The 26,657-nt window shown below is 72.9% G+C and carries 22 protein-coding genes; 11 read left to right on the top strand and 11 right to left on the bottom strand.

What is annotated here, in order from left to right:
- The first annotated feature begins 156 nt into the window (after positions 1 to 156).
- A complete protein-coding gene (gene ppgK, locus COUCH_RS17860; RefSeq protein ID WP_249613225.1) occupies positions 157 to 969 on the top strand; it encodes a polyphosphate--glucose phosphotransferase in 813 nt (270 codons plus the stop codon).
- A gap of 4 nt (positions 970 to 973) precedes the next feature.
- On the top strand, positions 974 to 1,435 hold the full coding sequence (locus tag COUCH_RS17855) for a PPOX class F420-dependent oxidoreductase (protein ID WP_249613224.1): 462 nt from the start codon (positions 974 to 976) through the stop codon (positions 1,433 to 1,435).
- Positions 1,436 to 1,441: 6 nt separating this feature from the next.
- Here COUCH_RS17855 and COUCH_RS17850 read toward each other — a convergent pair whose 3' ends face one another.
- From COUCH_RS17850 to COUCH_RS17840, 3 genes are all read right to left on the bottom strand, one after another.
- The gene (locus COUCH_RS17850; protein WP_249613223.1) at positions 1,442 to 2,656 is read right to left on the bottom strand and encodes a globin domain-containing protein; all 1,215 of its coding nucleotides are present in this window, start codon (positions 2,654 to 2,656) and stop codon (positions 1,442 to 1,444) included.
- 128 nt (positions 2,657 to 2,784) lie between these two features.
- Positions 2,785 to 4,011: a sensor histidine kinase gene (locus COUCH_RS17845; protein ID WP_249613222.1), complete on the bottom strand. Its 1,227-nt coding sequence runs from the start codon at positions 4,009 to 4,011 to the stop codon at positions 2,785 to 2,787.
- Positions 4,008 to 4,685 (bottom strand): response regulator transcription factor, encoded by a 678-nt coding sequence (locus COUCH_RS17840; protein ID WP_249613221.1) that lies wholly within the window; start codon positions 4,683 to 4,685, stop codon positions 4,008 to 4,010. The genes COUCH_RS17845 and COUCH_RS17840 overlap by 4 nt, the downstream gene beginning before the upstream one ends.
- A 142-nt stretch (positions 4,686 to 4,827) precedes the next feature.
- Between COUCH_RS17840 and COUCH_RS17835 the strand changes: the two genes are divergently transcribed.
- A complete protein-coding gene (locus COUCH_RS17835) occupies positions 4,828 to 5,391 on the top strand; it encodes a DUF2231 domain-containing protein (protein ID WP_249613220.1) in 564 nt (187 codons plus the stop codon).
- Between the two features lie 3 nt (positions 5,392 to 5,394).
- Here COUCH_RS17835 and COUCH_RS17830 read toward each other — a convergent pair whose 3' ends face one another.
- Positions 5,395 to 5,967 carry a hypothetical protein gene (locus COUCH_RS17830; protein WP_249613219.1) on the bottom strand — a complete coding sequence of 191 codons (573 nt, stop codon included), beginning with the start codon at positions 5,965 to 5,967 and terminating at the stop codon, positions 5,395 to 5,397.
- Between the two features lie 134 nt (positions 5,968 to 6,101).
- On the opposite strand from COUCH_RS17830, the gene COUCH_RS17825 reads away from it, so the two are divergent.
- From COUCH_RS17825 to glgB, 5 genes are all read left to right on the top strand, one after another.
- Positions 6,102 to 6,875, top strand: coding sequence for a spermidine synthase (locus tag COUCH_RS17825; protein ID WP_249613218.1), 774 nt, complete (start codon positions 6,102 to 6,104; stop codon positions 6,873 to 6,875).
- A gap of 137 nt (positions 6,876 to 7,012) precedes the next feature.
- A complete protein-coding gene (locus tag COUCH_RS17820; RefSeq protein ID WP_249613217.1) occupies positions 7,013 to 8,980 on the top strand; it encodes an alpha-1,4-glucan--maltose-1-phosphate maltosyltransferase in 1,968 nt (655 codons plus the stop codon).
- A 46-nt stretch (positions 8,981 to 9,026) separates the two neighbouring features.
- Positions 9,027 to 10,802 carry a maltose alpha-D-glucosyltransferase gene (treS, locus tag COUCH_RS17815; RefSeq protein ID WP_249613216.1) on the top strand — a complete coding sequence of 592 codons (1,776 nt, stop codon included), beginning with the start codon at positions 9,027 to 9,029 and terminating at the stop codon, positions 10,800 to 10,802.
- Positions 10,799 to 12,109, top strand: coding sequence for a maltokinase N-terminal cap-like domain-containing protein (locus COUCH_RS17810; RefSeq protein WP_249613215.1), 1,311 nt, complete (start codon positions 10,799 to 10,801; stop codon positions 12,107 to 12,109). The genes treS and COUCH_RS17810 overlap by 4 nt, the downstream gene beginning before the upstream one ends.
- 21 nt (positions 12,110 to 12,130) lie before the next feature.
- Entirely contained in the window at positions 12,131 to 14,296 is a 2,166-nt protein-coding gene (gene glgB, locus COUCH_RS17805; RefSeq protein WP_430640947.1) for a 1,4-alpha-glucan branching protein GlgB, read from the top strand.
- Between the two features lie 671 nt (positions 14,297 to 14,967).
- Here glgB and COUCH_RS17800 read toward each other — a convergent pair.
- From COUCH_RS17800 to COUCH_RS17790, 3 genes are all read right to left on the bottom strand, one after another.
- Complete coding sequence (locus COUCH_RS17800) at positions 14,968 to 15,384, bottom strand: VOC family protein (protein WP_249613214.1); 417 nt, start codon at positions 15,382 to 15,384, stop codon at positions 14,968 to 14,970.
- A gap of 309 nt (positions 15,385 to 15,693) precedes the next feature.
- Positions 15,694 to 16,236: a GNAT family N-acetyltransferase gene (locus COUCH_RS17795; protein WP_249613213.1), complete on the bottom strand. Its 543-nt coding sequence runs from the start codon at positions 16,234 to 16,236 to the stop codon at positions 15,694 to 15,696.
- Between the two features lie 6 nt (positions 16,237 to 16,242).
- Positions 16,243 to 16,980, bottom strand: a complete 738-nt coding sequence (locus COUCH_RS17790) for a PP2C family protein-serine/threonine phosphatase (protein WP_249613212.1) — start codon at positions 16,978 to 16,980, stop codon at positions 16,243 to 16,245.
- A 96-nt stretch (positions 16,981 to 17,076) separates the two neighbouring features.
- Here COUCH_RS17790 and COUCH_RS17785 point away from each other — a divergent pair, with 96 nt between their 5' ends.
- The 3 genes from COUCH_RS17785 (at position 17,077) to COUCH_RS17775 (ending at position 21,560) form a co-directional block, all read left to right on the top strand.
- A complete protein-coding gene (locus COUCH_RS17785) occupies positions 17,077 to 18,051 on the top strand; it encodes a helix-turn-helix transcriptional regulator (RefSeq protein WP_249613736.1) in 975 nt (324 codons plus the stop codon).
- Between the two features lie 117 nt (positions 18,052 to 18,168).
- Positions 18,169 to 20,733, top strand: coding sequence for a Tex family protein (locus tag COUCH_RS17780; RefSeq protein WP_249613211.1), 2,565 nt, complete (start codon positions 18,169 to 18,171; stop codon positions 20,731 to 20,733).
- A gap of 122 nt (positions 20,734 to 20,855) precedes the next feature.
- The gene (locus COUCH_RS17775) at positions 20,856 to 21,560 is read left to right on the top strand and encodes a DUF427 domain-containing protein (protein ID WP_249613210.1); all 705 of its coding nucleotides are present in this window, start codon (positions 20,856 to 20,858) and stop codon (positions 21,558 to 21,560) included.
- Here the strand turns inward: COUCH_RS17775 and COUCH_RS17770 are convergent.
- From COUCH_RS17770 to COUCH_RS17755, 4 genes are all read right to left on the bottom strand, one after another.
- Positions 21,557 to 23,293, bottom strand: a complete 1,737-nt coding sequence (locus COUCH_RS17770; protein ID WP_249613209.1) for a serine/threonine protein kinase — start codon at positions 23,291 to 23,293, stop codon at positions 21,557 to 21,559. The two genes, COUCH_RS17775 and COUCH_RS17770, sit on opposite strands and share 4 nt — an antisense overlap.
- Positions 23,294 to 23,451: 158 nt before the next feature.
- Positions 23,452 to 25,275 carry a serine/threonine protein kinase gene (locus tag COUCH_RS17765; RefSeq protein ID WP_249613208.1) on the bottom strand — a complete coding sequence of 608 codons (1,824 nt, stop codon included), beginning with the start codon at positions 25,273 to 25,275 and terminating at the stop codon, positions 23,452 to 23,454.
- A 2-nt stretch (positions 25,276 to 25,277) separates the two neighbouring features.
- Positions 25,278 to 26,144: a cytochrome c biogenesis CcdA family protein gene (locus COUCH_RS17760; protein ID WP_249613207.1), complete on the bottom strand. Its 867-nt coding sequence runs from the start codon at positions 26,142 to 26,144 to the stop codon at positions 25,278 to 25,280.
- Between the two features lie 3 nt (positions 26,145 to 26,147).
- Complete coding sequence (locus COUCH_RS17755; RefSeq protein ID WP_430640986.1) at positions 26,148 to 26,642, bottom strand: redoxin domain-containing protein; 495 nt, start codon at positions 26,640 to 26,642, stop codon at positions 26,148 to 26,150.
- Positions 26,643 to 26,657: the final 15 nt, after the last annotated feature.

The raw sequence follows: 26,657 nt of genomic DNA, 5'->3' as shown, positions 1-26,657 counted from the left end.
TTGATCGGTCTCCTGCTCGGGGGCCCATCGGCCGGGCGATCACGGTCTGTAGCCAAATTCCCCCGGCGATTCGCCCCGACCGCGGGATGGCACGATTCGACCACGGGTGTGCGGGGGTAAACACCGTCGAAACGCACGGAGACTGGAGAACAGCAGATGGCCATTCTCGGCATCGACATCGGCGGGTCGGGCGTGAAAGGGGCACCGGTCGACACGGTGCGCGGCGAGTTGCTCGCGGAACGGGTCCGCGTACCGACGCCGCAGCCCTCGGACGTGGCGAGCGTGGTCGAGGCGGTCGCCGAGGTGGCCGGGCAGTTCGGCGACTACGAACGGGTCGGCGTCACCTTCCCCGGCGTCGTCGTGGACGGCGTGACGCGTACCGCCGCGAACGTCGACAAGTCGTGGGTCGACGCGCCCGCCGCCCGGCTGTTCGCCGACCGCCTGGGCAAGCCGGTGTCGGTGCTCAACGACGCCGACGCCGCGGGCGTCGCCGAGGTCGCCTTCGGCGCCGGGCACGACCAGCGCGGGCTGGTGATGATGCTGACCTTCGGTACGGGCATCGGCAGCGCGCTGTTCCTCGACGGCACGCTGGTGCCGAACACCGAGTTCGGCCACCTGGAGCTCGACGGCAAGGACGCGGAGCTGCGGGCCTCCGACCGCGCCCGCGAGCAGGAGGACCTGAGCTGGGAGAAGTGGGCCGGCCGGGTCCAGGACTACCTGCGCCACGTGGAGATGCTGCTGTCGCCGCGGCTGTTCATCGTCGGCGGCGGGGTCAGCAAGAAGTCCGACAAGTGGCTCCCGCTGCTCGAGATCCGTACCCCGATCGTGCCCGCCACCCTGCTCAACAACGCCGGCATCATCGGCGCGGCGGTCACCGCCGAGCAGGCCGACGGGCACCCGGGCGCGGTGCAGACGCAGGCGGACCGGCCCGGCGTCGCCGGCGCGGCCGTCGCGGGCCGGGAGGACTGAGCGCATGCCCCGCACCGTCGCCACGAACACGAAGGTCGGCCGGGAGGAGCTCCTCGAGTTCCTGCGGCCGCGGCACCACGCGATCCTCATGACCACCCGGCGCGACGGCCGTCCGCAGTCCTCGCCCAACACCTGCGGCCTCGACGCGCAGGGCCGCATCGTCATCTCCACGTACCCGGAACGCGCGAAGGCGGCCAACATCCGCCGCGATCCGCGGGTCAGCGTCTGCGTGCTCTCCGACGACTTCGGCGGCGCGTGGGTGCAGGTCGACGGGACCGCCGAGGTGCTGGACCTGCCGGAGGCGCTGGAGCCGCTCGTCGAGTACTTCCGGGTGATCTCCGGCGAGCACCCGGACTGGGACGAGTACCGCCAGGCGATGCGCGACCAGGGGAAGTCGCTGATCCGCGTGACGATCGAGTCGTGGGGCCCGATCGCCACCGGCGGCTTCCCGGCCCGGCTGGCCTGAGCCCCGTCAGGACCGCAGCATCTCGGGACCGAACACCTCGTACGCGATCCGGTCACCGGGCACGCCGCGGCTCAGCAGGTTGCTGCGGACGTGGTTCATGAACGGCAGCGGGCCGCAGAGGTGCACGTGGGCGCCCGGCGGCAGCGGGATGGAGTCGGGGTTCACCCGGCCGGCGTTCACGCGCGCCCGGTCGACGGCCACCGGCTCCGCGTCCGCGCCGTGCTCGTACCAGAGGTCGAGGCGCAGCTCGGGCAGGCTCCGGCTGAGCCGCGGCAGGTGCCGGCGCAGCGCGTGGGTGGAGCCGGCCCGGTCGGCGTGCACGAGCACGACCGGCCGCTGCGGGCCGTGCTCGGCGAGGTGCTCGAGCGCCGACATCGCCGGTGTCACGCCGATGCCCGCGCTGACCAGCACCAGCGGCCCGTCGCCGGGCACGCTGCTGACGTCGCCGAACGCCGGGCTCACGCGGAGCTCGTCGCCGGGCGCGACGCTGTCGTGCAGGAACGACGACACCGCGCCGGCCGGTGCGCCGCCCTGGGCGCGGACCCGCTTGACGGTGATCTGCCACGTGTCGGCGCCGGGCCGGCCGGACAGGCTGTACTGACGGATCTGCCGGCCGGCTCCGGCGCCCAGCTCGGCGATCACCGAGACGTACTGGCCGGGGACGAACCGGCCGGCGGGGCGGCCGTCGGCCGGCGCGAGCACGAGCGAGACGACGTCCCCGGTCTCCTCCACGCGGTCGGTCACCCGCCACGAACGCCACACCGCGGCCGGGTCGCCGACGCCGGCGTGCTGGTAGAGCCGCGCCTCCCGGGCGACCAGCTCGCAGGCGAACAGCCAGTACACCTCGTCCCAGGCCCGGGCCACGTCCGGCGTGACCGCGTCGCCGAGGACCTCCCCCACGGCGGCCAGCAGATGCCGTCCGACGATCGGGTACTGCGCCGGCGTGATCCCGAGCGAGGCGTGCTTGTGCGCGATCCGCTCGACGATCGGGGTCCACGGCACGGCGGATCCGGCGGTGAGGTGCTCGGCGTACCCGACGACGGCCCCGGCGAGGGCCTGCCGCTGCTTGCCGGTCGCCTGGTTGCCGCGGTTGAACAGGTCCAGCAGTTCCGGGTGGGCGGCGAACATCCGGGTGTAGAAGGCGCCGGTGATGGCCTCGGCGTGGCTGCGCACTGCGGGCAGGGTCGAGGTGACGACGGCTGCCGACGACGGTGTGAGCAAGGTTCTCCTTCGGTCGCGGGAACGGGCAGCCGGTTCCGCGACCGCCCGGGCGACCGTATGGGCGTGGAACTGCCGGGTTGAGTGCCGAAGGTCCCGCCCGGGTGATTTCGACCGTGATGTACGCCTCGTCAGCCGGCGGGCAGGCGGATGGTGAAGGCAGCGCCCTGCCCGGGACGGCCGGACGCCTCGATCGTGCCGCCGTGCCCGGTGACGACCTCGCGGGCCAGGGCCAGCCCGAGCCCGAAGCGGCGCTGGTCGCCGTGGCTGCCGCGGGCGAAACGGGCGAACAGCCGTTCCGTGTCGGCCGGGTCGAAGCCGGTGCCGTCGTCGCGGACCACGACGCTGACCACGGCGTGCTCGCGGCCCAGCTCGACGCTGACGTGCCCGCCGCCCGCGGTGTGGCTCAGCGCGTTGTCGACCAGGGCGGTGAGCACCCGCCGCAGGGCCGCCCGGTGGCCGCGGACCACGGCCGGCCCGTCGGCCGCGGGGACGAGGGTCAGCTCCACGTCCTGCTCGCGGGCTCGGTTGGCGTGGTCGGCGATGACGTCCGCCGCCACGGCCCGCAGGTCCACCGGTACGCGCGCGTCGTCGCGGCGGCTGAGCTGGGTGGACAGCAGCAGGTCCTCGACGACCTCGCCGAGGTGCCGGGTGCCCGCGACGAGCCGGTCGACGTCCGTGGCGACGCTCTCGCCGGTCTCGCCGGCCCGCAGGTCCATCTGGAGCAGCTGCGCCCGGGTGTGCAGCTGGGTGAGCGGCGTGCGCAGCTCGTGGCTGGCGTCCGCGACGAACCGCCGCTGCCGCGCGAGGGCGTCCGCGAGCGGGGCCGTCGCGCGGCGGGCCAGCAGCGTCGCCGAGAGCGCCGCGATGAGCAGGCCGACCAGCTCCCCGGCGGCGAGCGCGCCGATCAGCCGCTCGCGCTCGTCGTGCTGCTCGTGCCGGCTCATGACGACCTGCACGACCCGGTCGTCGCGCCGCGTGGTCAGGACCAGGTAGCCGCCCTCGCGGCCGCCGGTCTCGCCCGTCTCGGCCGGCCCGCCCGCGCGGACCCGGGCGAGGGCGGCGAGATCGGGAAGACGGCCGGGCGCGTCGCGGGTGCCCTCCACCGCGCCGGCGGCGTCCTGCCGGAAGATCCACACACCCGGCGGCGGGTCCTCCACGTCGTCCGCGCTCGCCGCGGTGTCGCGCAGCAGAGAGGTCGCGGCGGCGTTCTGGCTGCGCGTCACCACGATGAGGGCGAGCACGCCGACGACCAGCAGGCTCACCGTGATCGCGGCCGCGGTCTGCAGCGCGATGACGCGGCGTGCCCGGCGCAGCAGGACGTGATCCGGGTCCTGCTGCGCACGTCCCGGCCTCATGCGCGCCCGAGCCGGTAACCCACGCCCCGGACGGTCGAGATCGCCGCCGCCCCGAGCTTGCGCCGCAGATAGTGCACGTACGTGTCGACGAGGGTGACGCTGGTGGCATCGGGGAACACGTGCGCCACGATCTGCTCGCGGGTGAAGGCCTGCGACGGGTTCCGGGCCAGCAGCCGCAGCAGGTCGCTCTCCCGGCCGGACAGCGCCACCACCGAGCCGTCCGGGCCGGTCACCGTCCGGGAGATGAGGTCGAACTCCGCGTCGCCCACGGCCAGCCGGTCTCCCGCGGCGGCACGCCGGCGCAGCAGGACGCGTACCCGGGCCAGCAGCTCGTCGACCTCGAACGGCTTGACGAGGTAGTCCTCGGCGCCGCTGTCCAGGCCCGCCACCCGGTCGGCCACCGTGCCCAACGCCGTCAGCACGAGCGCGGGGACCGTGACGCCGCTGCGGCGCAGGCGTCCCAGCAGGTCGAGGCCCTCGATGGCGGGCAGCCCGCGGTCGACGATCATCGCGTCGTAGCGGCGGGTCAGCGCCAGGTGCAGCCCGGCCTGGCCGTCGGGGGCGAGGTCGGACTCGTACCCGGCGCCGCGGAACAGGCGGGCCAGCAGCGGGCCCAGCTCGCGGTCGTCCTCGACCACCAGCACCCGCGCGGCGCCCGGAACGGCGTCGGTCATGGTGTCACTCTCGCAGGCCGGCACCGCCCGAGCGTCTCCGGGAGAAATTGGAGGATTCGAAGATTCACTGGCCTAGCGTTTGCGTCGATGCCGGGCGAATGCGACCCCGCGTCGCCTCCTATGCCGTATCGGAAGGAATCCCATGGGCACTGTCAACGGGCTGCCGGCGCACATCCTGCTCGTGCACGCCGTCGTGGTCCTGCTGCCACTCGCCGCGCTCCTGCTCGTCCTGACCGCCGCCTGGCCGGAGGCACGGCGCCGCTTCGCCGGGCCGAACGCGATCCTGTCCGTGCTCGTGGTGATCCTGGTGCCGCTGACGACGAGCGCCGGCGAGTGGCTGGAGGAGCGGGTTCCGCGCACGGAGCTGCTGCACGACCACGCGGAGCTCGGCGACACCGCCCTCTTCGCCGCGATCCCGGTGGCGCTGCTGGCCCTGGTGGTCTGGTGGCGGCACCGCGAGGCCACGGCCACCGGGTCCCTCGGCGGGGAGCGGGCCGGCGGCGCGGGCGTCGCGACCGCCACCGGGCGGCGGACCTACCTGGCCCCGCTGTCGGTCACGATCACCCGGATCGTCACCGTGCTGGCCGTGCTCATCGCCGGTTTCGCCGTGTTCGACACGTACCGCATCGGTGACTCCGGCGCGAAGGCGGCGTGGAACGACAAGGTCAGCTCGACGCCGGCCCACGGGGGCCCGGACGGGGACTGAGGCTCAGGCGATGACGCTGGGGAGCAGGTACACGAGGTCGTCACGGTGCAGCTCGGCCACCGCCTCGAGCAGGTCGGGGTGGCGCAGCAGCACCGCGGCGGCGCGTTCGCGCTGGTCGGGGGCGGTCAGGCGGCGGAACTCCGCGGGCAGGTCACCGGGGCGCCGGCGCGGGCGCGGGCGGTCGCCGGCCGGGTCGTGCCCCGCCGGTACGGCCGCGGCCACCGCGTCGACGGCGCGCGCGGCCAGCAGCGGGTCGGCGAGCAGGCAGGCGGCCCAGCTCACCACGACCTCGTCGACCCAGGTACGCCAGCCCTCGTCCTCGGCCAGCTCGTCGTCGGGCTCGCTGCCGGTACGCCAGTCCAGCGTCGCCGAGCCGCCCGGGCCGGCCATCGCGACCAGCTCGGCGTCGACCGGGGTCGGATAGCGCAGCCAGGCGGCGACCGTGACGGCCTGCCGGGCCTGCAGCTCGTTGAGGGTCACGGCCACCGGGTCGGGGCCGGTGCAGGGGTACGCGCGGACCAGCCAGTGCGTGCTGGCCGCGATGACGGGCGACAGCGCGGTCGACGGACCCGCCATGGTGTTCCCCCAGGGATCGGTGCTCCCCTGCCTGGGGTGCGTCACCGCTACCACTCGGCGCGGCGCCGCGGGCCCTGAGTAGCCTGCCCCGGATGGCACCGCACGGCAACCGACGGGCAACGATCTTCGCGCGGGTGAGCTCGGGGACGGCGACGCTCGAGCCGGATCCCGCCCGGGGGCAGGGCTGGACCGTGTGCGTGGACGGGGTGCCGCAGTCGTACGTCGATCTGGGCGATCCCACGGTGCTGGCCTTCGGATACGTGCGCCGGTTGGCCGCGGTGCTGCGGTTGTGCGCTCCTGCGGCCGTACCGTTGCGGGTTCTGCATCTGGGTGGCGGCGGGCTGACGCTGCCCCGGTGGGTGTCCGCGACGCGGCCCGGGTCGTCACAGACGGTGGTGGAGCGCGATCCGTTGTTGCTCGCGGTGGTCGCCAAGCACCTGCCGTGGCCTTCGTCCGTCGGGGTGGAGGTGGCCGACGCCCGGGAGTTCGTGGAGGCCGGCGACCCGCAGAGTTACGACGTCGTGGTCACCGACGTGTTCGAGGGCGCGGCGATGCCGGCGAGTGTGGCCGGGGTGGGGTTCGCGCGGGCCGCGGCCCGGCTGCTGCGGCCCGGCGGCGTGCTCGCGATGAACCTCACGGACGTGCCGCCGCTGGCCTACTCGCGCATCCAGGCGGCGACGCTGCGGGCGGCGTTCGGCGAGGTCGCGATGATCGCGCCGCCGGGGCTGCTGCGCGGGCGCAAGGCGGGCAACGTGGTGCTCGCCGCGGCGGCCGTTCCCGGTGGGCTGCCGGTCGCCGGCCTGGCCGCGGCGGTCGCCGGCGACGCCGAGCCGGCCCGCGTCTGGCACGGCGACGACCTGACCGGATTTCTGGGCGGTGCAAAGGCGCGCCTCGACGGGTACGCGTGAGGCCGCTCCGGTAGGTTGTGAGGCACCGGGTGCAAGGCCGTTTGCGGTTCCTCCATTGCGGAGAAACTGGCGAGGACGGCCGCTGCATTTCGCCCGTCGCCAGCCCGCCCCCGCGCTACCTGACTACGGTGGAGATCATGACCGGTCGCTTTCCCATCGAAGACGTGACCCCGTCCGTGTCCTGCGGCCGCTACCCCGCCAAGGCGGTGGTCGGTGAGCTCGTGCCGATCTCGGCGGTGTCCTATCGGGAAGGCCACCACGCGCTCGGCGTGAACGTGGTATGGCAGGGCCCCGACGGGGAGTCCGAGCCGTTCACCCGGCTCGATCCCGGCGAGCCCGGCCTGGACCAGTGGCACGGCGTGATCAAGCCGGACCGGGTGGGCCGCTGGACGTTCACCGTCGAGGCGTTCGACGACCCGTACCTCACCTGGCACAACGCGGTCACCAAGAAGATCGGTGCCGGGCAGGGCCTGGAGGACCTCGCCAACGACCTGGCCGAGGGCGCCGAGGTCCTGGACCTGGCCGCGAAGATCGTGCCGCAGGGCGACGAGGACCGGGTGCGCGCGGCCGCCGCGGCGCTGCGCGACGACAACCGCTCGCTGTTCTCGCGGGTCTCCCCCGCGCTGGACCTGCAGCCGCTGCTCTGGCACAACCCGGTGCGCCAGCTGGTGACCACGACCCGGTCGTATTCGATCTGGGTCGACCGCAAGCGCGCGCTGTTCTCCTCCTGGTACGAGTTCTTCCCGCGTTCGGAGGGCGCCGAGATCGGGCCCGACGCCACCCCGGTCAGGCACGGCACCTTCGCGACCGCCGCGGAGCGCATCCCGGCCGTCGCCGCGATGGGCTTCGACGTGCTGTACCTGCCGCCGATCCACCCCATCGGCAAGATCAACCGCAAGGGCCGCAACAACACGCTGGTGGCCCGCCCGCAGGACGTCGGCTCGCCCTGGGCGATCGGCTCCGACGAGGGCGGTCACGACGCGATCCACCCGCAGCTGGGCACGCTGGAGGACTTCCGGGCCTTCATCCGTACGGCCAACGAGCACGGCCTGGAGATCGCGATGGACCTCGCGCTGCAGGCCGCCCCCGACCACCCCTGGGTCCGCGAGCACCCGGAGTGGTTCACCACGCGCGCCGACGGCACCATCGCCTACGCCGAGAACCCGCCCAAGAAGTACCAGGACATCTACCCGCTGAACTGGGACAACGACCCGAAGGGCCTGCGCGAGGAGGTGCTGCGCATCGTCCTGCACTGGGTCGAGCAGGGCGTGAAGATCTTCCGCGTGGACAACCCGCACACCAAGGCGCTGAACTTCTGGCAGTGGTGCATCGCCAAGGTGAAGGCGGTGGAGCCGGACGTGCTGTTCCTCGCCGAGGCCTTCACCCGCCCGGCGATGATGAACGGGCTCGGCAGGATCGGCTTCACCCAGTCGTACACGTACTTCACCTGGCGCACGACCGCGTGGGAGATGCGCGAGTACGTGAACCAGCTCAAGTCCTCGATCGACTGGATGCGCCCGAACTTCTGGCCGAACACGCCGGACATCCTGCCGGAGCACCTCTGGCACGGCGACCCGCCGATGTTCAAGATCCGTACGGTGCTGGCGAGCATGCTCTCGCCGTCCTGGGGCATGTACTCCGGGCTGGAGCTCTTCGAACACGTGCCGCGGCCGGGCTCCGAGGAGTACATCGACAACGAGAAGTTCCAGCTCAAGCCGCGGGACTGGGCCGGCGCGGAACGGGCGGGGCGGTCGCTGGCGCCGTACATCACCCGCCTGAACGCCATCCGGCGGGAGAATCCGGCGCTGCACTGGCTGCGCAACACCGAGTTCCACGAGATCGACAACAGCGAGCTGCTGTGCTGGTCGAAGCGGGATCCGGAGACGGGCAACACCGTTCTGGTGATCTGCTCGTTCGACTCGGCGAACGTGCAGTGGGGCAACACCACGCTCGACATGCCGGCGCTCGGGATGGACTGGCACGAGCGTTTCGACGTGGTGGACCAGATCAGCGGTGCATCGTACGAGTGGGGGCAGCACAACGCGGTCCGGATCGACCCGTACGTCGAGCCGGCGCACATCTTCGTGGTGCACCCGCGCCGCTGAGGCGCATGCGATTCAGTTCCTGCGGGGTGGGGTAGGTGAACGTCTGATGGACCTGACGAACAACCTCGGCGAGAGTGCCGAGCACGATCCCGCGGAGGGCAGTCACGTCGAGGACGGCGTGGTGGAGCATCCCACCGCCGACGACTTCGGGCACGCCCGCGCGCTGCCCGCGGACCGCACCTGGTTCAAGCGTGCCGTCTTCTACGAGGTGCTGGTCCGGGCGTTCTACGACTCCAGTGCGGACGGCTCCGGCGACCTGCGGGGCCTGATCGAGCGGCTGGACTACCTGCAGTGGCTCGGCGTGGACTGCCTCTGGCTCCCGCCGTTCTACGACTCGCCGCTGCGCGACGGCGGCTACGACATCCGCGACTTCTACAAGGTCCTGCCGGACTTCGGGACGGTCGAGGACTTCGTGGCGCTGCTCGACGCGGCACACAAGCGGGGCATCCGGGTCATCACCGACCTGGTCATGAACCACACCTCCGACTCGCACGCCTGGTTCCAGGAGTCGCGGCGCGACCCGGACGGCCCGTACGGCGACTTCTACGTCTGGAGCGACACCAGCGAGAAGTACAAGGACGCGCGGGTCATCTTCGTCGACACCGAGGAGTCGAACTGGACGTTCGACCCGGTGCGCCGGCAGTTCTACTGGCACCGGTTCTTCAGCCACCAGCCGGACCTGAACTACGACAACCCGGCGGTGCAGGAGGCCATGCTCGACGTCCTGCGGTTCTGGCTGGACCTCGGCATCGACGGTTTCCGCCTGGACGCGGTGCCGTACCTGTTCGAGCGCGAGGGCACCAACTGCGAGAACCTGCCGGAGACGCACGCGTTCCTCAAGCACTGCCGCAAGGTGATCGACGACGAGTTCCCCGGCCGGGTGCTGCTCGCCGAGGCCAACCAGTGGCCGGCGGACGTGGTGGAGTACTTCGGCGACTCCGAGACCGGCGGCGACGAGTGCCACATGGCGTTCCACTTCCCGCTGATGCCGCGCATCTTCATGGCGGTGCGCCGCGAGTCCCGCTTCCCGATCTCGGAGATCCTGGCCCAGACGCCCGCGATCCCGGACATGGCCCAGTGGGGCATCTTCCTGCGCAACCACGACGAACTCACGCTCGAGATGGTCACGGACGAAGAGCGCGACTACATGTACTCGGAGTACGCCAAGGACCCGCGGATGAAGGCGAACGTGGGCATCCGCCGGCGGCTCGCCCCGCTGCTGGAGAACGACCGCAACCAGATCGAGCTGTTCACCGCGATGCTGCTGTCGCTGCCCGGCTCGCCGGTGCTGTACTACGGCGACGAGATCGGCATGGGCGACAACATCTGGCTCGGTGACCGCGACGGCGTGCGCACCCCCATGCAGTGGACGCCGGACCGCAACGCGGGCTTCTCCACGGCCAACCCGGGCCGGCTCTTCCTGCCGGCCAACCAGGACCCGGTGTACGGGTACCAGGCGGTCAACGTGGAGGCCCAGCGCGACAGCGCGACGTCGCTGCTCAACTGGACCCGGACCATGCTGGCCGTGCGGCGACGGCACGAGGCGTTCGCCATCGGCACGTTCCGCGAGCTCGGCGGCTCCAACCCGTCGGTGCTGGCGTACCTGCGCGAGGCCGGGGACGACGTGGTGCTCTGCGTCAACAACCTCTCGCGCTTCCCCCAGCCCATCGAGCTGAACCTGCAGCACTGGAACGGGTACACCCCGGTCGAGCTGACCGGCCACGTGAACTTCCCGCGCATCGGTCAGCTGCCGTACCTGCTGACCCTGCCGGGGCACGGGTTCTACTGGTTCCAGCTGTGCGGGTCCGAGGAGAAGCAATGACGCTGCCCTTCGCCGAATGGCTGCCCCAGCAACGCTGGTACGCCGGCCGCAGCCGCACCCTGGTCTCCGCCGAGCCGTCCTCGGTGACCCCGCTGCGCGACGACATGGACCTGATGCTCGTCGACGCCGCGTACGAGGACGGCAGCACCGAGCGCTACCAGGTCGTCGTGGCGTGGAACGACGGGCCTATCTCGGAGTACAGCACGGTGGCCACCATCGGCACCGACGGCGACCGCACCGGCTACGACGCGCTGTACGACGCCGGCGCGGCCCGCTTCCTGCTGAGCCTCATCGACTCGTCGCAGACCCGGGGCGACATCGTCTTCACCCGCGAGCCGGACGCCGTGCTGCCGCTGGACGCGGGGCCGCGGGTCTTCGACGCCGAGCAGAGCAACACCAGCGTGATCTTCGAGGAGCAGGCGATCCTCAAGATCTTCCGGCGGGTGGACTGCGGCATCAACCCCGACATCGAGCTCAACCGGGTGCTCGGCCGCGCCGGCAACGCGCACGTGGCCCGGCTGCTCGGCTCGTTCGAGACCGCCTCGGACGGCGAGCCGTGCCCGCTCGGCATGGTCACCGCGTACGCCGCCAACTCCGCCGAGGGGTGGGCGATGGCCACGGCCAGCGCCCGGGACCTGTTCGCCGACCCCGACCTGCGCGCCGACGAGATGGGCGGCGACTTCGCCGGCGAGTCGTACCGGCTGGGCGAGGCCGTCGCGTCGGTGCACCGCACCCTCGCCGAGGAGCTGGGCAGCGGCCCCTCGCCGTTCCCGGTCGACGCGGTGGTGGCGCGGCTGAACTCCGCCGCGGCGGGCGTGCCCGAGCTGCGCGAGTACGTGCCGGTGATCGAGGAGCGGTTCCGCAAGCTCACCGGCGAACAGGTGACCGTGCAGCGCGTCCACGGCGACCTGCACCTCGGCCAGGTCCTGCGCACCCCGCAGGCGTGGCTGCTCATCGACTTCGAGGGTGAGCCCGGCCAGCCGCTGGACGAGCGCCGGCTGCCGGACTCGCCGCTGCGCGACGTCGCCGGCGTGCTGCGCAGCTACGAGTACGCCGCGTACCAGCTGCTCGTCGACCAGGGCGACGACGAGCACCTGTCCGCGCGGGCCCGCGAGTGGGTCGACCGCAACCGCGCCTCGTTCTGCGACGGGTACGCGGCGGCCGCGGGCGCCGACCCGCGCGAGCATGCGGCGCTGCTCGCGGCGTACGAGCTGGACAAGGCGGTCTACGAGGCCGCATACGAGGCCCGGCACCGGCCCGGATGGCTGCGGATCCCGCTGCGGTCCATCGCCCGGCTCGTCGGCTGACACCCCGGAGGACAGATCCACATGATCGGCCAGACCACGCCAGCGCCGTCCCCGGTCGGGGGCGGCGACCAGCGGCTCATGCACGCCGTGATCTCCGGCGACACCCACGACCCGCACTCGCTGCTGGGCGCGCACCCCACGGGGGACCACACGGTCGTGCGCACGATGCGCAAGGGCGCGAAGTCGGTCGCGGTGGTGGTCGGCGACGAGCGTACGGAGATGACGCAGGTGCACCCCGACGGCATCTTCGCCGCCGAGCTGCCCGGGACCGTGCTCGACTACCGGATCGACGTGGACGGCACCGTCTGCGACGACCCGTACCGGCACCTGCCCACGCTGGGTGAGCTGGACCTGCACCTGATCGGCGAGGGCCGGCACGAGAAGCTGTGGACGGTGCTCGGGGCGCACCCCCGCGGCGACGGCGTGGCGTTCGCGGTGTGGGCGCCGGCCGCGCGCGGCGTGCAGGTCATCGGCGACTTCTCGGGCTGGGGCCCGTACGACGGCTGGCCGATGCGCTCGCTCGGCAGCAGCGGCGTCTGGGAGCTCTACATCCCGGGCGCCGCGGCCGGCACCAAGTACAAGTACAAGATCCTCGGCCGCGACGGCGTGTGGCGCGAGAAGGCCGACCCGATGGCCCAGCACACCGAGGTGCCGCCGGCCACGGCGTCGGTCGTCTACGAGTCCGCGTACGAGTGGCAGGACGGCGACTGGATGGCCGAGCGGGCCACCCGCGAGTGGCACCAGGAACCGATGAGCGCCTACGAGGTGCACCTCGGCTCGTGGCGGCCCGGCCTGTCGTACACCGAGCTCGCCGACCAGCTCGTCGAGTACGTCCTCGAGACGGGCTTCACCCACGTCGAGCTGATGCCGGTGATGGAGCACCCGTTCGGCGGCTCGTGGGGTTACCAGGTCACCGGTTACTTCGCGCCGACGTCGCGCTTCGGCACGCCCGACGAGTTCCGCCACCTGGTCGACAAGCTGCACCAGGCCGGCATCGGCGTGATCCTCGACTGGGTCCCGGCCCACTTCCCCAAGGACGAGTTCGCCCTCGCACGCTTCGACGGCACCCCGCTCTACGAGCACGGCGACTGGCGCCGCGGCGAACACCCCGACTGGGGCACGTACGTCTTCGACTTCGGCCGCCGCGAGGTCCGCAACTTCCTGGTCGCGAACGCCCTCTACTGGTGCGAGGAGTTCCACGCCGACGGCCTGCGGGTCGACGCGGTCGCGTCCATGCTGTACCTGGACTACTCCCGCAAGGACGGCGAGTGGACGCCCAACCAGTACGGCGGCCGCGAGAACCTCGACGCGATCAGCTTCCTGCAGGAGATGAACGCGACCGTCTACAAGAACAACCCCGGCGTGATGACCATTGCCGAGGAGTCCACCGCGTGGCCGGGCGTCACCCGCCCCACCCACCTGGGCGGGCTGGGCTTCGGCTTCAAATGGAACATGGGCTGGATGAACGACACCCTGTCGTACATGGAGAAGGAGCCCGTCTACCGCCAGTGGCACCACCACCAGATGACCTTCGCCACCGTGTACGCCTGGAGCGAGAACTACATCCTGCCGATCAGCCACGACGAGGTCGTGCACGGCAAGGGCTCGCTCACCGGCAAGATGCCCGGCGACCTCTGGCAGAAGCTCGCCAACACCCGGGCGCTGCTCGGCTTCATGTGGGCGTTCACCGGCAAGCAGCTCATCTTCATGGGCGCCGAGATGGGCGACGAACGCGAGTGGAGCGAGGAACGCGGCCTCGACTGGAACCTGCTCGCCGACGAGTCCCGCGGCGGCGGCATCCACCGCCTCGTCAAGGACCTCAACCGCACCTACCGCGAGACCCCGGCCATCTGGACCCAGGACACGAACCCGAGCGGCTTCCGCTGGATCACCTCCGAGGACTCCCAGCACAACACGTTCTCGTTCCTGCGGTTCGCCCCCAACGGCGACACCCTCGCCTGCATCGTCAACTTCGCGGCCGTCCCGCACGAGGGCTACCGCATCGGCCTCCCCCGAGCAGGCGTGTGGCACGAGGTCATCAACACCGACAGCACCCTGTACGGCGGATCCGGCGTGGGCAACCTGGGCGAGGTGCACGCCGAAGACGTCCCGTGGCACGGCCTGAACGCCTCGGCGTCGCTGCGCGTGCCGCCGCTGGGCGCGGTCTGGTTGCGGTTCGAGGGCTGAGATCCGGCCGGTTGTCTCGAGCGGGCGCTCCTGCGGGGCGCCCGCTTTGCCGTACCCGTACCCGTACCCGTGCCCGTGCGCGTGGGCGTGCCCGTGCGCGTGGGCGTCACGGCGGCGGGCCCAGCGGGCGTGTCTCGCGCGGAGCGCGGGACCGGACCAGCGGGCGCGACCGGACCGGCGAGCGCAACCAGCAACGCGGCGCGCGACCGAACCAGCGCGCAACCACGCAAGCGCACCGCCCCGACCGGCGGAGCGACCAGACACAGCGCGCAACCACGCCAACGCACCGCCCCGACCGGCGGAGCGACCAGACGCGCCGCGCAACCACGCCAACGCACGGCCCGGACCGAGGGCGGCGGAGGCGGAGGCGGCGCTTCCCGCGGCCGGCACCAAAGCTCGCGTCGGCGACCGGCAGGCAGGCAGGCAGGCCGGACACGCAATCCAGTCCTCGGGACGCACGCCGCCTCACGTCGGCGCGGCCGGAACCTGGCCCGGCTGACACCCGCCCGTGACCGCGCCGGTCCCCCGCTCCCACCCGGCCCACCCCGGCCTACCCGGCGCTCCCCGGCCCACCCGGCGCTCCCCGGCCCACCCCGGCCTACCCGGCGCTCCCCCGGCCCATCCCGGCCGCTCCCCACTGGCCGGCGCCCTGACCGGCGACCGTGCCGGGCCTACGTCTGCGGTGAGCTGATGTTGACCATCCACTCGACGCCGAACCGGTCGCGGCACGTGCCGAACTCGTCGCCCCACATCTGCTTCTCCAGCGGCACCATCACGGTGCCGCCGTCGGAGAGCTTGGCCCAGTACCCGTGGAGCCGCTCCGCGTCGTCGCCGCTGAGGCTGATGGAGATGCTGCTGCCCGGCTGCACCGGCATCTCCGGTGGCGGGTCGGAGGCCATGAGCGCGAGGCCGTCGCCGGTCTCGAGCATGGCGTGCATGATCTTGTCGGCGAGGGCGGGGTCCGGCGCGCCGAAGTCGCCGAACGTGTTCATGGTGAGGGTGCCACCGAAGACGGACTCGTAGAACTCCATGGCCTCGCGGGCGTTGCCGTCGGTGAAAGCGATGTACGGGTTGAGGCGGACGGTCATGACCGGCTCCTTTGCCGAGGTCAGCGTGCCGATGGAACCCTCGCACCATAGCGCTCGCGCAAGGCCCTCGGGGATCGTCCGGCCAGGCCTGTGGACAACGGCGGGCGGCCCACCGGGCACCCGGTCCGGAAACCCGGCCACCGAGCAAAGACAGCGCTCACCCGGTCCGAACCCGGCCCCCCAGCCGGGCCACCACTCACCCGGGCCGAAAGCCGCCCATCCCGCCGGACCACCCCGGTCCGAAAGCCGGCCACCCTGCCTGGCCACCGCTCACCCGGTCTGAACCCGGCCACCCTGCCGGGTCACCGCTCACCCGGAGCGGGGCGGCCATTCGTCCGCGAGGAGCCCGTACAGGAGGTCGTCCGTCCACTCGTGCTTGATCCACGTGTGCTGCCGGCGCAGTCCCTCCCGGGTGAAGCCGACCCGTTCCAGCAGCTGCGCCGACCGTACGTTGCGGGCGTCGCACTCCGCCGAGACCCGGTGCAGCTGCCGGTCCCGGAACAGGTGGTCGAGCACCGCGCGCACCGCCTCGGTCGCGTACCCGTGGCCCTGGTGGTCCGGACGCAGCGTGTAGCCGATCTCGGCCTGCATCAGGTTGTCCGCCAGATTCACGCCGACGTCGCCGATCAGCGTGGCATCGCCGGCCAGCTCGACGGCGTACTGGAACCAGCCGGGCATCGCCGGGTCGGCCGCGACCATGGTCTGGACCGAGTAGCGGGCCTTGTCCAGCGAGTACGGCGCGGACCAGGACTGGTAGCGCGCGACCTCCGGGATCGACCGGTACGCAGCCAGCGCCGCCGCGTCCTCCAGGCGGAATCTGCGCAGCACCAGCCGGTCGGTTGTCAGGAGCACTCCGGCTCAGGCCTCCACATCCGCGACGATGGCCTCCACGTCGGCGACGATCACGGTGACGTTGTCCGGTGCGCCGGCCTCGAGCGTACGGGCGATCAGCTCCGCCGCGCACACCTGCCGATCCGCGTACGAGCGCAGCGTCGTGGCGATCACCTCGTCGTCCACGTAGTCGCTCAGGCCGTCGCTGCACAGCAGGAACCGGTCCTGTGCCCGTACCGGGATCATCCGGCCCGCCGGGCGGAACGGCCCGCCCTGCACCGCCTGGGTGACCAGCGCGCGCTGCGGGTGCCGGCGGGCGTCGTCGGGGGTCAGGACGCCCTGGTCGACCAGCGCCTGCACGTACGTGTCGTCGCGGGTGAGCTGGGTCAGCGTCCCGTCGCGCAGCAGGTAGCAGCGGGAGTCGCCGACGTTGAGCGCCGCCACGCGGTCGCCGGTCAGCAGCAGCGCCGTGACCGTCGTACCCATGCCGTCGCGGGCGTCGTCGGCGGCGACCGCCTCCTCGATGCCCTGGTTGGCGGTGCCGAGGGCGGCGACCAGGTCCTGCAGCGGCTCGCCCGAGTCGGGCATGTCGTCGACGACGGCGACCGCCTTCACCAGGATGTCGCTGGCCAGCTCGCCTGCGGGCAGGCCGCCCATGCCGTCGGCCACCACGAGCAGCCGCTCGCCGACGAAGACCGCGTCCTCGTTGTTGGACCGGACCAGCCCTTGATCGGAGGCGGCGACCGCGCGTAGCACGAAGCTCATGACACAAGACTGCCGTGTTGCACGAAGGTCATGCGACAAGACTGCCAAAGGGCGGCGGGCATGTCTGTAGTACGTACTACGTAGTGTTGAGCGGTGATGCCGGTACCGATGGTGGGCCGGGCGGTCGCGCTGGAGGAGCTGCGGCACGCCTGGGAGCGGGCGCGCGGCGGCGGTCGATGCGTTCCCGCCGTCGTCACGGGGCTGCCCGGCACCGGGAAGAGCACGCTCGCGGCCGCCGCGGTGCAGGTCGCGACCCCGGAGGTGACGCTGGCCGGTTCGGCGCGGCTGCACTCGCCCGCGCCGTACGACTGGCTGGCCGCGGTGCTCGCGACCATCGGCCCGCGCCCGGACCTGCCCGTGCCGCCGGACGCGCTGGCGTGGCTGGCGCAGGACCCGGATGTCCCCCGGGAGCGGTACACACCCGATGCGCTGCTGCGCCTGGCCGTCACCACCGTGCGGGGTCTGGTCGGCGGCCGTCCCGCCGTCCTCGTGGTCGAGGATCTGCACGCGCTGGACCCGGCCAGCCTGAACCTGATCGCCGAGCTGGCCGGCGCGGACCTTCCCGCGCTGCTGCTGGTCACGTCGCGGCCGCCGGAAGCGGCCGTCAACCCGGCCCTGACGGTACGCACGCTGGAACGGCTCGCCGGGTCCCCGGGCGCGGTGCGGCGCCATCTGGGCCCGCTCTGCGCGGGCGACGTGCAGAAGATCCTCGACCACGTGTACGGCGGGAGCAGCCCGTCGCGGGAGGTCGCGGAGGCGGCGTGGCGGCGGACGGGCGGCAACCCGTACCGGCTGACCGAGCTGCTGGCCGTGGCCGGCGACCCGGAGCAGCTCACCGGGGAGTTGCGCGAGCCGGTGGAGCTGACCGCACGCGAGCGGGAGGTCCTCGGCTGCCTGGCGGAGGGCAGGTCCAACAAGCAGATCGCCGGCGCCCTGGGCATCTCGGTGCGCACGGTCACCGTGCACGTCTCCAACCTGCTGCGCAAGACCGGCGCGGCGTCGCGTACGGAGGCCGCGTTGTGGGCCGTGCACCCCGTCCGACCACCCCACCGCCACCCACGAACGGACTGAAGGCTCCCGGTTCCCACGAGAGCGCGACCCGGCGACGTGCCCGGAGAGGGTGATCATCGGCTCGTCGTGCGCGGGGTGCCGCGACAAGTGTCGGACCCCACGGGCACAATCGTCCGCGTGACGACAGCCATCCATCAGCGCATCGCCCAGGAGCTCGGGGTCCGCGAGGGCCAGGTGGCCGCGGCCGTCGAGCTGCTCGACGGCGGCGCCACCGTGCCCTTCATCGCCCGGTATCGCAAGGAGGTGACCGGCACCCTCGACGACCAGCAGCTGCGCGTCCTCGAGGAACGGCTCGGCTACCTGCGCGAGCTCGAGGAGCGGCGCACCGCCGTGCTGGAGTCGATCCGGTCGCAGGGCAAGCTCGACGAGGCGCTCGAGGCCCAGATCATGGCCGCCGAGACAAAGGCCCGGCTGGAGGACATCTACCTGCCCTTCAAACCCAAGCGGCGGACCCGGGCGCAGATCGCCCGTGAGGCCGGCCTCGAGCCGCTCGCCGACCTGCTGCTCGGCGACCCGGGCAAGGACCCGCGCGCCGAGGCAGAGGCGTACGTCGACGCCGGCAAGGGCGTGGCGGACGCCCAGGCGGCGCTGGACGGGGCGCGCGCCATCCTCATCGAACGCTTCGCCGAGGACGCCGACCTGATCGGTGACCTGCGCGAGCGCATGTGGACGCGGGGCCGGCTGGTCGCCAAGGTCCGCGAGGGCAGGGAGACCGAGGGCGCCAAGTTCGCCGACTACTTCGACTTCGCCGAGCCGTACACGAAGCTGCCCTCGCACCGGATCCTCGCCATGTTCCGCGGGGAGAAGGAGGAGGTCCTCGACCTCACGATGGAGCCGACCGCCGACGAGGCCGACGTGCCGTCCTTCGAGGCCGCCATCGCCGGACGCTTCGGCATCTCCGACCAGGGCCGCCCCGGCGACCGCTGGCTGGCCGACACGGTGCGCTGGGCGTGGCGCACGCGCATCCTCATCCACCTCGGCGCCGACCTGCGCCTGCGGCTGTGGCAGGCGGCCGAGGACGAGGCGGTGCGGGTCTTCGCGGCCAACCTGCGTGACCTGCTCCTTGCCGCGCCCGCCGGCACGCGCACCACGATGGGCCTCGACCCCGGATTCCGTACGGGGGTGAAGGTCGCCGTCGTGGACTCCACGGGCAAGTGCGTGGCCACCGCGACCATCTACCCGCACGTGCCGCAGAACAAGTGGGACGCGTCGATCCACACGCTGGCGGAGCTGGCCAAGCAGCACAACGTCGACCTGGTGGCGATCGGCAACGGCACGGCGTCACGGGAGACGGACAAGCTGGCCGCCGATCTCATCAAGCGGCATCCCGAGCTGAAGCTCACCAAGGTCATGGTGTCGGAGGCCGGCGCGTCGGTGTACTCGGCCTCGGCGTACGCATCGCAGGAACTGCCCGGAATGGACGTCTCGCTGCGCGGCGCGGTCTCCATCGCCCGCCGGCTGCAGGACCCGCTCGCCGAGCTGGTGAAGATCGACCCGCGCTCGATCGGCGTCGGGCAGTACCAGCACGACCTGTCCGAGGTGAAGCTGTCCCGCTCCCTCGACGCGGTGGTGGAGGACTGCGTGAACGCGGTCGGCGTGGATGTGAACACCGCATCTGCTCCCCTGCTCACCCGGGTCTCCGGCATCGGCGCGGGCCTGGCGGAGAACATCGTGCTGCACCGCGACGCCAACGGCCCGTTCCGCAGCCGCTCGGAGATCAAGAAGGTTCCCCGGCTCGGCCCCAAGGCGTTCGAGCAGTGCGCGGGCTTCCTGCGCATCCCCGACGGCGTGGACCCGCTCGACGCCTCCAGCGTGCACCCGGAGTCGTACCCGGTGGTCCGCACGATCCTCGCCACGGCCGGCACCGACCTGCGCACGGCCATGGGCAACGGCCCGATTCTGCGCGCGCTGCGTCCCGAGCAGTTCGTCACGGACAGCGTCGGCCTTCCCACGATCACCGACATCCTCAAGGAGCTCGAGAAGCCGGGCCGCGACCCCCGCCCCGCCTTCACCACCGCCACCTTCGCCGAGGGCGTCGAGAAGATCGCCGACCTGCAGCCCGGCATGGTCCTCGAAGGCGTGGTCACCAACGTGGCCGCGTTCGGCGCGTTCGTCGACATCGGCGTCCACCAGGACGGCCTCGTGCACGTCTCGGCGCTGTCCAACACGTACGTGAAGGACCCCCGCGAGGTGGTCAAGTCGGGCGACGTGGTGAAGGTCCGCGTCGTGGACGTCGACGAGGCCCGCAAACGCATCTCGCTGACGATGCGCCTCACCGACGAACCCCGCCAGGGCGGCGACCGCCGCAGCGCCGGCGGCGGGGCCGACCGTCCCGGCCAGGGCGGCGGCACCGGTGCCCGCGGTGGTCGCGACGCCGGCCGCGACGGCACGCCGCGCGACGGCGCTGCGCGCGACGGCGGGCAGCGGGGCGGCGGGCAGCGGGCCGGCACTGCGGGTGACGGGGGCCAGCGGGGCGGTGCTGGGCGTGACGGCGGCCAGCGGGGCGGCCAGCCCCGGCAGGGCGGTGGCGCCGGCGGCGGCGACCGGCGCGGCGGCGGTGACCGGCGCGGTGGGCAGCCACGTCAGGGCGGCGGCCAGCAGCGGCAGGGCTCGTCCGGCGGCAGCTTCAACGGCGGCGCGATGGCCGACGCCCTGCGCCGGGCCGGGCTGACCAAGGACTGACCCGCCGAACCGCATGGAACGACCACAACCGGGCGGCCGTGGCAACGCGGCCGCCCGGTGACGTCCCCGCGACACCGAGAAGGGCTGGCCACGGGGCCCGGCACCGGTGTAGACCGGACCTCATGGTCTGGACACCGCCGCAGCCGTCCGTCGAACCCTCTCCCCGCCGCGTCCGCGTCCGCCTCGGCAACACGGTGGTCGCCGACAGCGCGCGGGCCCAGCTCCTGATCCGGTACGGACCTCAGGGCTTGCCCACCTACTTCGTCCCGCTCGAGGACGTCCGCCCCGGCGTGCTGGTCGACGAGACACCGAACGGCTGGTCCGTCGAGGCCGGTGGCCGCCGTGCCGAGGGCGCCGCGACGGTCGAGGACGGGTTCGCCGAGCTCAAGGGTCACGTCACCTTCTCCTGGGAGAGCCTCGACTGGTACGAGGAGGACGAGCCGGTCCACGTCCACGCCCGGGACCCGCACCACCGCGTCGACACCGTACGGGCGTCGCGGCGGGTCGAGGTGTTCGCCGGGGGTGAGAAGGTCGCCGACAGCGTACGGCCCGTGCTGCTGTACGAGACGAGCCTGCCGACCCGCTACTACCTGCCGTTCGCCGACGTGCGCACCGGCCTGTTGACCGCGAGCGAGACCGTCACCGCGTGCCCGTACAAGGGGCAGGCGCGGTACTGGTCGCATGCTCGCGTGCCGGATGTGGCGTGGAGCTACCCGGATCCGGTGCCGGAGCTGCCGAGGATCCGCGACCTGCTCTGCTTCTACAACGAGCGGGTCGACCTGGTCGTCGACGGGGTGCCCCAGGAGCGGCCCGAGACGCCGTTCTAGCGGTTGATGCCCCAGATCTTGATGTCGGTGAACGCCACCTCGTACGGCCCGTCCACCGGCGCGTACTGCTCGGTGTAGATGCCCAGCGCCACCCTGCCGCCCTGGATGTCGGGGTCCTGCACCGGCACCGTGCCCACCAGTTCGCCGTCGCGCAGCACCTCGAGGGTGGTGCCGTCGACGCTGGCGGTGATCGTCGTCGGGGGTGCGCCCACGGCGATCGGGGCGTCGTCGAGCGGGAACGTCTTGAGGACCTCGATGTCCGCGTTCTTGTGCGTGCCGACGTACACGTTGCGTTCGCAGACGCGTACCTGATAGCCCTGGTTGCTGCGGAAGCGCAGCCAGATGGACGCGCAGCTGTCCGGGCGCAGCAGCCGGACCCCGACCTGGGCCTGCAGGTCGGCCGGTTCGGCGTCGGCCGGGCCGCGGCAGCGGTAGACACCCTTGGTCTCGCGGCGCACCACCAGGCCGTCGGAGAAGGAGCAGCCGGCCCGCTCGTCGCGGTCGTAGAAGGCCTTCCACAGCCGCTGCTGCCGCAGGGAGTCCTCCATCAGCGGGGGAACGCCGGGGTCGGTCTGCACCGCCGGGTCGTCGCCGCCGCGCGGCCAGAACGTCACCGCGATGCCGCCCACCGCGAGGATCGCGAGGACCAGCAGCGCGACCGCGACGGGCAGGACCCAGGGGCGGCGCGGGTGCGGGTCGTGGCTGAACGGGGTGGCCGGGCCCGCCGGGGGCACGGACACCGGCTGGGTGACGATCGAGTCCTCGTCGTAGCCGACCAGGTCGCCGGCCGGCGCGAGCGCGGTCAGCTGGCGGCCGGTGTGGTAGCCGGTGGCGGCCTGCGCCTCCTCCGCGGCCACCCGCAGGCCGGGCTGGTGTGCCAGCGCCGCCGCGGCCGGTCCGGTCTCCTGCGGGCCGGTGACCAGCAGGTCGAGCAGCTCGCGGGCGGTGGGCCGGTTGGCCGGGTCCTTCTCGAGGGCGTGCGCGACGAGGTCGCGCAGCGACCCGCTGAGGCCGCCGAGGTCCGGCGGCCGGGTGAGGATGCGGGCCGCGGTCGCCGGCGGGGAGTCGGCCTGGAAGGGGGTACGGCCGTTGCCCGCGTACGCGACGACGGCGCCCCAGGCGAACACGTCAGCGGCCGGGGTGAGCACCGAGGTGTCGTCGCCGAAGCGTTCCGGCGCCATGTACGCGACCGTCCCCACCAGCTGGTCGGTCTGCGTGTGCCCGGTGGTGTGCTCCATGGCCCGCGCGATGCCGAAGTCGATGACCTTGGGGCTGCCGGGGGCGAGCAGCACGTTGCGGGGTTTCAGGTCGCGGTGGATGATCCCGGCGCCGTGGATGGCGGTGAGCGCGGTGGCCACGCCGATGGCGACGCTGTGCAGGTTGGCGGCGGTCAGCGGGCCGCGCTCGTCGACGACCTGGGCGAGGCTGGGTCCGTCGACGTACTCGACGACGAGGTAGGGGTGCTCGTGGTCGGGGTCGGCGTCGAGGATCTCCGCGGTGCAGAACGGCGGCACCTGCCGGACCCGGGCGACCTCGCTGCGGAAGCGGCGCCGGAACGCGTCGTCGGGGGCGAGGTCGGCGCGCACCATCTTGACGGCGACCTGCACCCCGGCGGCGCTGCGCGCCAGGTAGACGGTGCCCATGCCGCCCTCGCCGAGCCGGCCGAGCAGCTCGTACGGCCCGAGCCGGCGCGGGTCGCGCGGGCGCAGCGGGCTGGTCCGCTCGTCCGCCATGCCGCTGCTCCTACGCCCCCCGGCGGCCTGTTCGCCGCCCGTCCCCGCGCCGTGGTGCGGGCGCGGGTCATCTCCCCCGTCAGGATGGCACCCTATCGGGCGACATCAGTGCCTGCGAAGACCCGTACGCCGGTTGCCGCCCAACCGACACCACCGCCCTACAGCGAGCGGATGTCGACATCGGCGAACGTCACCGCGTACGGCGGGTCCGTGTCGAGCGCGTCGACGCTGATGCCGAGCTGGATCTCCCCCTGGTCCGGGCCCTTGACCGGCAGGTCGATCTCGCCGGCGAACCGGCCGCCGCGGAAGACCTCGGCCTCGCCCTCGCGGACGACGAGGTGCACGCGGGTGGGTTTCTGCAGCGGAATCCGGTCGGTGAGCTGCAGGCTGTCGTACTCCCGACGGTCCCCGGGCGTGTCGGCGGCGACGGAGATGTCGTCCTGGCAGATCCGCAGCACCTGGCCGCCGCGCTGGTCGCTCCAGTGGAACCAGATGGCCGCGCAGCTGCCGGCGGTCTGCAGCGCCGTGGTCACCTCGACGCCGAAGTCGTCCTCGACGACCTCGCGCGGACCGGCGCAGCGGAACGTGCCGCGGTCCGCCAGCTCGGCGCGCATGACGCCGTCGGTGAAGCAGCGGGCGTTCTGCTCGCGGATCTCGCTGTCGAGCCACTGCCCGGGCTCGCGGAGCGGATCCTGGATGATCGGCTCCCCGCCGCCCGGCTCGATCGGTACGGGCGTCTGCGCGCGGCTGCGGGTGGGCTTCGGGGAGGCCGGCCTGGTGCCCTCGGGCTGGGCCGTGGCGCCGGTGGGCTCCACGGCCGGCTCCGCTTGCCCGGCGGCTTCTCCCCCGTCGGGCGGCGCGGTCGCGGCGAACGAGTCGCGCAGCTGCGTCTGCGCGTTGATCACCAGCCCGACCGTGGTGAGGCCGGCGACGACGAGCAGCACGGCCAGGGCGGCGAGCAGCTTGTGCCGGCGGGCGCGGGCCTGCCGGCCGGGCACCGGGTCGTACCCGTCGTAGCGGGCGTCCGCGGCCGCCGCCACCAGCAGGTCGTCGCGGAACGGACCGGTGGGCCCGGTCGGACCGGTCCGGACCGGCGGGGTCGGCGCAGCGGCCGGGGCGTACTGGCGGGGCGGGGCGGGGCGCGGTGCCGGCCGGTCCCCGAGGAGCATGTCGAGCAGCTCCCGCGCGGTGGGCCGGTCGTCGGGGTTCTTGGCGAGCGTGAGCTCCACGACGTCGCGCAGCGAGTCCGGCAGGCCGGTGAGGTGCGGCGGCTGGGTGAGGATGCGGGCGGCGGTGGCGGGGGGCGAGTCGCCGTGGAAGGGGGTCCGGCCGGTTCCGGCGTACGCGACCACGCAGCCCCAGGCGAAGACGTCCGCGGCGGCGGTCAAAGGCGTGCCCGGCTCGGACGAGAAGCGCTCGGGCGCCATGTACGCGACCGTACCGACCATCTGGTCCGTACGGGTGTGCTGGCTGGTCGCCTCGAACGCCCGCGCGATGCCGAAGTCGATGACCTTGGGGCTGCCGGGGGCCAGCAGCACGTTGTCCGGCTTGAGGTCGCGGTGGATGACGCCGGCGCCGTGGATGCCGGTCAGCGCGGTGGCCACGCCGACGGCGAGCGAGTGCAGCGCGGCGGCCCGCAGCGGCCCGCGGTCCTCGACCACCTCGGCGAGGCTGGGCCCGTCCACGTACTCGACCACGAGGTACGGCGGGTAGTGGTCGAGGTCGGCGTCGAGCACCTCGGCCGTGCAGAACGAGGGCACCTGCCGGGCCCGGTCGACCTCGCTGCGGAAACGGCCGCGGAACTCGGGGTCGTTGACGAGGGTCGCGTGCACGAGCTTGATCGCCACGTAGGCACCGTCGCGGTCGCGGGCGAGGTAGACCACGCCCATGCCACCGGATCCGAGCCGGCCGGTCAGCCGGTACTGGCCCAGCCATTCCGGATCGTCCCGGCGTAGTGGACTCACGCGGTACGCGGTGTCCACGATCAACTCCCCACTGAGGTACGGCGGCGGCGAGACAGCAGGAGCGCTGCCAGCATCAGGACGGCCAGCAGCAGCCCGAACCAGCTCGCGCCCAGCCGTCCGACCAGACCACTCAACTCGTGCTGGACATTCGAGGCAAGATTCACCACAGGATCCTGCCCGGAAGTCCTCACATCCTTGACAATCCGCAGCTCATACCATCCGTAGTAGGCCACGTACGCTCCGGCGAGCACGAGGATCGCACCGCCCGCCCGGGGCACCACGGCGGCCGCCCTGCGCAACCGCGCCACTGCGGAGAGCCGCGCCAGCGCCACCGCCGTCGCCGTGACACCGATGACCAGCCCCATCCCCGTGGCGTAACTCACGAAGAGCGCCAGCCCCTCGGCGAGGGAGCCGGCCTGCAGGCTGGAGACCACGATCGCCAGGAACGGCCCGGCCGCACAGCCGAGCGAGGCGACAGCGTACGCCGCACCGAACAGCACCATCGACGCGGCCGAGCCGGTGAGCCGCGGCGCGCGCAGGCCCCGCCCCGGCGCGGGCAGCGACCGGCCGGCCAGCAGCCACCCGCCGAGCAGCGCCAGCGCCAGCCCGAAGACCACGGTCAGCCACGGCAGCCGCGGCACGAGCCGGCCGGCCAGCGGTGCCAGGACCAGGCCGAACGTGCCGAAGACGGCGACGTACCCGAGGGTCAGCGCGGCCGTGCAGCGCAGCGCCCGGCCCACCGCCGCGACGCTCGCCCGGGGCCCCTCCGGCCCGCCGCGGTCGCCCGCGACCAGCACCGACAGGTACGCCGGCAGCAGCGCGAACCCGCACGGGTTCACGGCGCCGAGCATGCCGGCGGTCAGCGCGAGCAGCACCGGCGCCCGCACGGCTCAGGCCACCAGGGCCTTGACCCGGGACGTGAGCTGCTGGTCGTCGAGGTAGCTCGTGACCACCACCCGGCCGGACCGGTCGAGGATCACGTACGTGCTCTGCTCGGTGACGCCGAACTTCTTCCAGATCACGCCGGGCTTGTCGTCGAGGTGCCGTACCGCGCCGACCTCGAGGTCCGACACGAACTCGTGCATCTCCTTGTTACCGCCCATGCCGGCGATGCCCAGGATGCTGAGGCGGTCGCCGTACTCGTCCTGGATGTCCGCGATGGACATCGCCTCGCTGGCGCAGGTGGCACACCACGGCGCCCAGAACCACAGGATCGCCGGCTTGCCGGCCAGCGTGGCCGCGTCGAACGCGGCGCCGTCCAGGGTCCTGCCCGTGAAGGCGAGCGACGCGGGCACCGCGCCCGGCACCGCCGCGGGCGCCGGGGCAGCGGCCGGGGCCGGGGCCGCCGGTGCGGCCTGGCCACAGCCGGCCAGGGCCGCCACCATCGCCACCGCGAGCAG

Source organism: Couchioplanes caeruleus (assembly GCF_023499255.1).
GTDB classification, from domain to species: domain Bacteria; phylum Actinomycetota; class Actinomycetes; order Mycobacteriales; family Micromonosporaceae; genus Actinoplanes; species Actinoplanes caeruleus_A.
The sequence above is the reverse complement of the archived record's forward strand: the minus strand, read 5'-3'. Positions and strand labels throughout refer to the sequence as shown.